General features: G+C 72.6%; 9 protein-coding genes. 3 read left to right on the top strand and 6 right to left on the bottom strand.

The annotated features are described in order from the left end of the window. Nucleotides 1-83 precede the first annotated feature (83 nt). The 3 genes from NS184_RS05970 to NS184_RS05960 all read right to left on the bottom strand — a co-directional run bounded on the left by NS184_RS05970 (nt 84) and on the right by NS184_RS05960 (nt 2063). Nucleotides 84-497: a GNAT family N-acetyltransferase gene (locus NS184_RS05970; protein WP_058725219.1), complete on the bottom strand. Its 414-nt coding sequence runs from the start codon at nt 495-497 to the stop codon at nt 84-86. A gap of 163 nt (nt 498-660) precedes the next feature. Then, nucleotides 661-1746: a lactonase family protein gene (locus NS184_RS05965; protein ID WP_058725218.1), complete on the bottom strand. Its 1086-nt coding sequence runs from the start codon at nt 1744-1746 to the stop codon at nt 661-663. Beyond that, nucleotides 1743-2063, bottom strand: a complete 321-nt coding sequence (locus tag NS184_RS05960) for a chorismate mutase (RefSeq protein ID WP_058725217.1) — start codon at nt 2061-2063, stop codon at nt 1743-1745. The genes NS184_RS05965 and NS184_RS05960 overlap by 4 nt, the downstream gene beginning before the upstream one ends. Nucleotides 2064-2129: 66 nt before the next feature. Between NS184_RS05960 and NS184_RS05955 the strand changes: the two genes are divergently transcribed. Beyond that, on the top strand, nt 2130-2534 hold the full coding sequence (locus NS184_RS05955) for a DUF1304 domain-containing protein (protein ID WP_058725228.1): 405 nt from the start codon (nt 2130-2132) through the stop codon (nt 2532-2534). A 115-nt stretch (nt 2535-2649) separates the two neighbouring features. On the opposite strand, the gene NS184_RS05950 is transcribed toward NS184_RS05955, so the two are convergent. Further along, complete coding sequence (locus NS184_RS05950; protein ID WP_058725216.1) at nt 2650-3660, bottom strand: iron-siderophore ABC transporter substrate-binding protein; 1011 nt, start codon at nt 3658-3660, stop codon at nt 2650-2652. A gap of 54 nt (nt 3661-3714) precedes the next feature. Here NS184_RS05950 and NS184_RS05945 point away from each other — a divergent pair, with 54 nt between their 5' ends. After that, nucleotides 3715-4584, top strand: a complete 870-nt coding sequence (locus NS184_RS05945; RefSeq protein ID WP_058725215.1) for a shikimate dehydrogenase family protein — start codon at nt 3715-3717, stop codon at nt 4582-4584. Here the strand turns inward: NS184_RS05945 and NS184_RS18660 are convergent. Continuing rightward, nucleotides 4571-4963, bottom strand: a complete 393-nt coding sequence (locus tag NS184_RS18660; protein ID WP_058725214.1) for a YchJ family protein — start codon at nt 4961-4963, stop codon at nt 4571-4573. The two genes, NS184_RS05945 and NS184_RS18660, sit on opposite strands and share 14 nt — an antisense overlap. A gap of 31 nt (nt 4964-4994) precedes the next feature. Between NS184_RS18660 and NS184_RS05935 the strand changes: the two genes are divergently transcribed. Continuing rightward, complete coding sequence (locus NS184_RS05935; protein ID WP_058725213.1) at nt 4995-5660, top strand: hypothetical protein; 666 nt, start codon at nt 4995-4997, stop codon at nt 5658-5660. Between the two features lie 36 nt (nt 5661-5696). Here the strand turns inward: NS184_RS05935 and NS184_RS05930 are convergent, their stop codons facing one another. Continuing rightward, nucleotides 5697-6311 carry a hypothetical protein gene (locus NS184_RS05930; protein ID WP_058725212.1) on the bottom strand — a complete coding sequence of 205 codons (615 nt, stop codon included), beginning with the start codon at nt 6309-6311 and terminating at the stop codon, nt 5697-5699. Nucleotides 6312-6383: the final 72 nt, after the last annotated feature.

Raw genomic sequence — 6383 nt, 5'->3', positions numbered from 1 at the left:
CGGCCGACGAGCACCGGCCGACGGGCGGCAGCCAGCGGGCGCCAGCCGATGAGCGTCAGCCGACGAGCGGCAGCCGACGGGCGTCAGCGGACGGGCAAAGCCATGCCGAGGCTCGGCGCGACGTCCTCGAACCCGAGGGACCGGTAGAGGCGCTGGCCGGGCGGGTCCCCGACGAGGGTCACGTAGGCGCCCTCGGGAGCGCGTGAGCGGATGTCCGCGACGAGCCACTCCACCACGGCACGGCCGATCCCGTGCCGCTGGTGCACCGGGTCGGTCGCGATGTCCGCGATGTGGAAGTACCAGCCGCCGTCGCCGATCGCCCGCCCCATCGCGACCACGGCACCCTCGCGGTCGACGACATGGCACGCAGTCCAGCTCCCGGCGATCGCGCCGGCTCCCTGCTCGGGCGTCTTGGGGGTCAGCCCGGAGTCGCGGCGCAGCCGCAGGTAGTCGGCGAGGGGTGGCGGACCGGTGACGATCGTGTAGGACGCGTCCATGCGTCCAGTCTGGCCGACCCTGGTGACACGACCCGCGCCTCCAGGCCGACTCGGCGCTCGAGACTCGGACCAGGCGACCGTTGTCGCGCTGCCGGGTCCGACAACGGTCGCCCAGCGGGAGACTCGGCCCGCCGCCCCGCCGCCCCGCCGCGCCGGCCGCTGCTCAGACCGGGATGATGCAGGCGGGTGTGCCCACCGGGATCTGCGCCACCGGCGCACCGGGGAGGCCGTCATCGCCGACGGGCAGCACGGTGATCGCGTCCGACATCTGGTTGGCGACGAGCAGGTACCCCGGCACGCGGGCGAAGTGCCGCGGCCACGTCCCGCCCGCCGGGGCCGAGCCGAGCAGGGTGAGTCCCCCGCCCGAGGCGTCGAGCACCACGATCACGTCCCGTCCGCGGACCGCGACGACCACGTGCCCGGCGTCGTCGACCTCGATGTGGCTGAGCAGCGACTCCCCGACCGCGCCGTCGAACGTCGGCGCGGACGCCACGACCGTGAACGAACCGGAGTCGTCGCGGCGGAGACGGTGCACCCGACCGTCGAGCTCACCCGCGACGATGAGGTCACCCTCGTACCAGGCCATGTGCCGCGGACCGGCGCCCGGCGCGACGTGGTGCACCCGTACCGATTCCACGACGGGTTCCGCGGTCACGCGGAACTCGTGCAGGGCATCGCCGCCGAGGTCGGCCACGAGCACGGTGCCGTCGGGCGTCGCGATCGACTGGTGGGCGTGCGGTCCCTCCTGCCGGTCCTCGTGGGGGCCGGTGACGTCCGGGAGCACTGCGGTGGCCACGGCGGTCTCGGGCACCACGATGCGGTCGGCCGTGCCGTGTGCCCCGACCACGCCGTCGCTGGCGAGTACCGAGGCCGCGTACGACTCAGCGCGCTCGAGGGAGACGGCCGTGACCGTGCCCGAGGTGTAGTTCGCCACGACCAGCGCGCCCGACGGGTCCACCCGGACGTGGCACGGGGCGTCACCGCCGGCGCTGGCGTCCCACAGGTGCTCCAGACCGTTGGCGGTCCGGCGGAAGGCCGAGACGCTGCCGTCGACGGTCTCGGAGACGGCGTAGACCCGGTCGCCGGAGACGGCCAGGAAGGACGGGTCGTCCATCACGGCCACGGTCTGGGCCACGCCGTCGTGGACGAGCGAGATGCCGGTGGCGGTGCCACCGCCCGTCGCCGTGTAGGAGCCGACGAGCAGGTCCGGCAGCGCGGGCCGGGACTGCTCGGGTGAGTCGCCGCTCATTCGCTGCCGCCCGCGATGCGCTCGTGGTGGTGGATGACCTCGGCGACGATGAAGTTCAGGAACTTCTCCGCGAAGGCCGGGTCGAGGTGCGACTCGGCGGCCAGGTCACGGAGCCGTGCCACCTGGATCTGCTCCCGAACGGGATCGGCCGCGGGCATACCGGCGGCGGCCTTGAGGTAGCCGACGCGCTGCGTGTACTTGAAGCGTTCGGCGAGCATGTGGATCACGGCGGCGTCGATGTTGTCGATGCTCTGCCGGATGCTCTGCAGTTCGGCGACGGCTCCGTCGTCGTGGGCGGGCGTGCGGTCGTCGCTCATGCACCGAGCCTACTGGCCGCGCCGGCCGGGCCTCACGTCGGTTACGAGCCTGCGAGAATGGAGGCCATGACGGCTCTCCTCGTGATCTCGAGCGTGTGCGCGGTCCTCGCCGGACTCGTGCACGTGTACATCTTCTTCCTCGAGTCGATCGCCTGGACGAGCCCGCGCGTGCGTCGCATCTTCAGCGTCGAGACCGAGTCCGACGCGCTCGCGACCCGGTCGATGGCCTTCAACCAGGGCTTCTACAACCTGTTCCTCGCGATCGGAGCGATCCTCGGCGTGGTGCTGATCGCGGCCGGCAACGGCGCGGTCGGGTGGCCGATCACGGTGTTCGCGACCGCGTCGATGCTCGGCGCTGCGGTCGTGCTGCTCGGCTCCGGTCGTCGTTACCTCCGGGCCGCGATGGCGCAGGGGACGCTGCCGTTCCTCGCGCTGCTGTCCGCGCTGCTCGGGTCGACGTTCGGCGCCTGACCCCAGCACGACGCGCGCGACTCGGACGCGGCAGCACCCGACACCGACACCGACACCGACACCACGACGCCCCCACCGGCTGACCGGCGGGGGCGTCGTCGTGCGGGGCCCGACGTCAGCCGAGCTTCTCCGCGAACTGCGACGGCAGCTTGTCGAGCGCCCACTCGATCGCGGCGGTCGTCCCGATCGAGAACGCGTTCGCCACGTCCTTGTCGTCGAACACGATGTCGTGCCCGGCCTCGACCGAGGGCACCTTCTGGAACAGCTTGTTCGAGGACGCCTCGGACGCGTCGACGAAGATCGGCAGGACGAGCGTGAGGTCGGCGTCGAGCAGGTCGAGGTTCTCGTCGGAGAGGCTCACCGAGAACTGCTTGCCGGCCTGCTGGTCGATCGCCTTCGGGATGGTGAAGCCGAGGTTCTCCATGAACTGCGACCGGCTGTCCGACGAGGCGTAGGCGCCGAAGCCCTCCGAGGAGTACGAGCCGACGACGGCGGTCTTCCCCGCGAACTCCGGGTGCGCCTTGCGGGCTGCTGCGTAGGCGTCGTCGAGTCCGGAGAGGAGCTTCTTGCCCTCGGACTCCTTGCCGAGCGCCTTCGCGATCATCTCGACCTGCTGCTTCGTGGTCGTGAGGTAGTTCGCGCCGCCCTTCGGCACCGCGACCGTCGGCGCGATCGCGGAGAGCTTCGCGTAGCGGTCGGCGTCGCCCGAGCTCTTGGTGTCGAGGATGACGTCCGGCTTGAGCTTGATGATGTCCTCGTAGCTCGGCTCGAGCGTCTGGATGATCTTCGGCGACTTCGTGTACGCACCCTTGAGCCACGGGCCGACACCGTCGCCGCCGAAGCCGAGCCAGTCGCTCGCGCCGACGGGCTGCACGCCGAGTTCGAGCGCGGTCTCGGCGTCACCCCAGCCCAGCGCGACGACACGCTTCGGAGCACTCGTGATCTCGGTGGTGCCGAGCGCGGTCGTGATCGAGACCGGGAACTGGCCGTTCGCCTTCGCGGAGGACGACGTGTCCGCCGTGGAGGTGCCGGAGCCGGAGGCGCAGCCGGCGAGGACGAGGGATGCTGCGACGACGGCGCCCGCGGCTGCGAGCACGCGGCGGAGTCGGGAAGAGGAGCGGGTCACGGAGGTAAGGCTACCCTAAGTCATCTGCTCCGGGCACCTCGGTACGCTGGCCGGGTGCAGTACTCCGATCCGGCCCGCTCCCACCTCGCGGTGCTCGGCTCCCCCGTCGCACACTCCCTCTCGCCCACCCTCCACGCAGCGGCCTACGACGTCCTCGGTCTGCCCTTCACGTACGGGAGGCACGAGGTGGCGTCCGGTGGGCTCGGTGCGTTCGTCGCGGGGTTGGGTCCGGAATGGCGCGGCCTCAGCCTCACCATGCCGCTCAAGCGGGAGGTGCTGCCGCTCCTCGACCGCACGACCCCGCTCGTCGACGAGCTCGGGGTCGCCAACACGGTCGCCTTCCGCACGGTCGGGGACCACGTCGAACGACTGGGTGCGAACACCGACGTCGAGGGGCTGGTCCGGCCGGTCGAGGCACTCGGGCACCTGCCGGGTGAGGCGACGGTCCTCGGTGGCGGCGCGACCGCGGCGAGTGCCCTCACCGCCGCCGTCCGGCTCGGGGCGGTCCTCGTGCGGGTGTTCCTGCGCGATCCGGCGAAGTCCCGACGCCTCGTCGACCTCGCCGTCCGGCTGGGGGTGTCCCTCGAGGTGCACGCGCTGACCGAGCTCCCGGGGACGCACCACGGGTTCGTCCTGTCGACGCTGCCGGGCGGCGCCGCGGACGACCTCGACCTGGTGCCGTCGGACCCGGACGCGGTGCTGTTCGACGTCGCGTACGAGCCGTGGCCGACCGCTGCCGCCACCCGCTGGGGCGGTGCCGGCGGCCGCGTGCTCAACGGACTCGACATGCTGACCGAACAGGCCATCGGGCAGATCCGGTTCTTCCTGTCGGGCGACCAGGACCAGCTGCTGCCCGACGAGGCCGCGGTGCGTCGGGCGATGCGGTCCGCCGTCGGGCTGGAGCCGTCGATCAGCCCGCGCTGACGTCGCCGTCGACGTAGAGCCACCGGCCGTCCTCGCGGACGAAGTCGCTCGTCTCTTCGAGGACGCCGCGTTCGTCGTCCGTGCGCCAGTACGCCCGGAACGCGACCGTCCCCTCGGTGTCGAACGGTCCGCCGGCGCGGGTGCCGACGATGTCGAGCCGGGTCCACCGCTGCGTGTCGTCGAGGTCGAGGGACGACGGGCGCGTGCTCGGGTGCCAGGTCGCGAGCAGGTACTCGGGCAGCCCGAGCGCGAACGCGGTGAACCGGGAGCGCATGAGCCGTTCGGCGGTCGGCGCGGGGGCACCGGCGTGCAGGGTGCCGCAGCACTCGCCGTACGGGTTCCCGCTCAGGCAGGGGCAGCGGTCGGTGTCGGCGATCACCGGACGACGGTAGCGCGTGTAGGCAGGAGCCGTGTTCCGACTCGGCTGGCAGGTGTTCCGCACGCGGCTGCCCGAGCTCGTCTCCGACCGGGATCGACGACGGCTCGTGGTGGTGGCGGCGATCGTCGCGCCGGTGGTGTTCGTCGGGCTGCTCGTGGTCGCGGCCCTGACCGACGGGATCACCGCGGGAGGCACGGTGGCGGCCCTGCTGTTCGGGACCGCCGCGGGCGGGTTCTCGATGGTGTTCTGCCGCATCGGGCCGAAGGGGTGGGCGATCCCGCCGGTCCCGTCGATCGGCTGGCGGACGCAGGAGGCGGTCGCCCGCTACTACCGCAGGAACCCGCCGCCGGTGGCGCCCGAACACCGGGACATCGTGCTGCGGGGCATCGACGTCTACCGCGACCTCGTCGTCCGTGCGACCCTGCAGAGTTCCTTCCTGCTCGGCTCGTGGGTGCTCGGTCTGGTCGGCGGGATCCTGGTGGCGATCACGGAGACCGTCACCCACGGCCCGGTGTTCCTGTACGCGCCGGTCTGGCCGCTGATCGCCGGCGGCTACGGGATCATCGGCATCCGCACGCTCGGCCGTCAGGAGCAGCTCCGCGTCGAGGCGTCGGCGCTCCCGCCGGTCCCCCCGCCCCCGAAGCGCGGTCGTCCGGGCGGACCGAGCGGCAGCAAGCTCGCGCTGCCCGGCGAGTGATCCCGGTCAGCGCGACCGATCACCGGGTGAGCTCGGTCAGTCCGTCGGTGCGGGCTCCGGCGCGGCGAGCGCGGCGAGCCGTGCGCGTTCGGTGCGCCCGAGGTCGGCGAGCGTGCCCGGGATCGAGAACGCGTAACCCACGACCCAGAGCAGTGGGAACCACTGCGTCCAGGCCGTCACGACGCAGGCGCACGCGGCGGCGACCCCCGCGCCGAGGAGCGGGCCGGCGCGGCCGATCAGGGCGATGAGACCACGGCGGAGCAGCAGGGTGTCGGTGAGGACGGCGTCGCGGTCCTCGGGTGCGACCGGCACGGCGCGTCGACGGAGGTACCGCTTCGTCGTCGGCCGGGCGGCGAACCGGAGGTCCACACGGACCGGTCGGCCGTTGATCGTCGCGGCGGGATCGAGGGGGTGCCGGGTCGGGATGCACCCGAACGTGAGCAGCCCGACCCCGAGCGCGAGGAGTGCGATCGCGACCGCGCTGCGGACGGGGCCGGTCCCCGTCCAGCCGAGTCGTGCCTCCAGTCCGGACAGGGCGACAACACTCACGGCGAAGGCCGCTGCCGCGATCGCGACCGCGCGCCGGACGCGTGCGCGGTCGAAGACGTCGCCGGCGTGGCGGCGGAAGACGGAGCACCCGAGTCGGAACACGCTCCGATCCTCGCGGATGTCACCCGTTCCCGCCAGGAGGGGTACAGCGCCACCCCATGTCCACAAGGCGCG

Origin of the sequence: Curtobacterium luteum, assembly GCF_001475545.1 — a bacterium.
Lineage (GTDB): Bacteria > Actinomycetota > Actinomycetes > Actinomycetales > Microbacteriaceae > Curtobacterium > Curtobacterium luteum_A.
The sequence above is the reverse complement of the archived record's forward strand: the minus strand, read 5'-3'. Positions and strand labels throughout refer to the sequence as shown.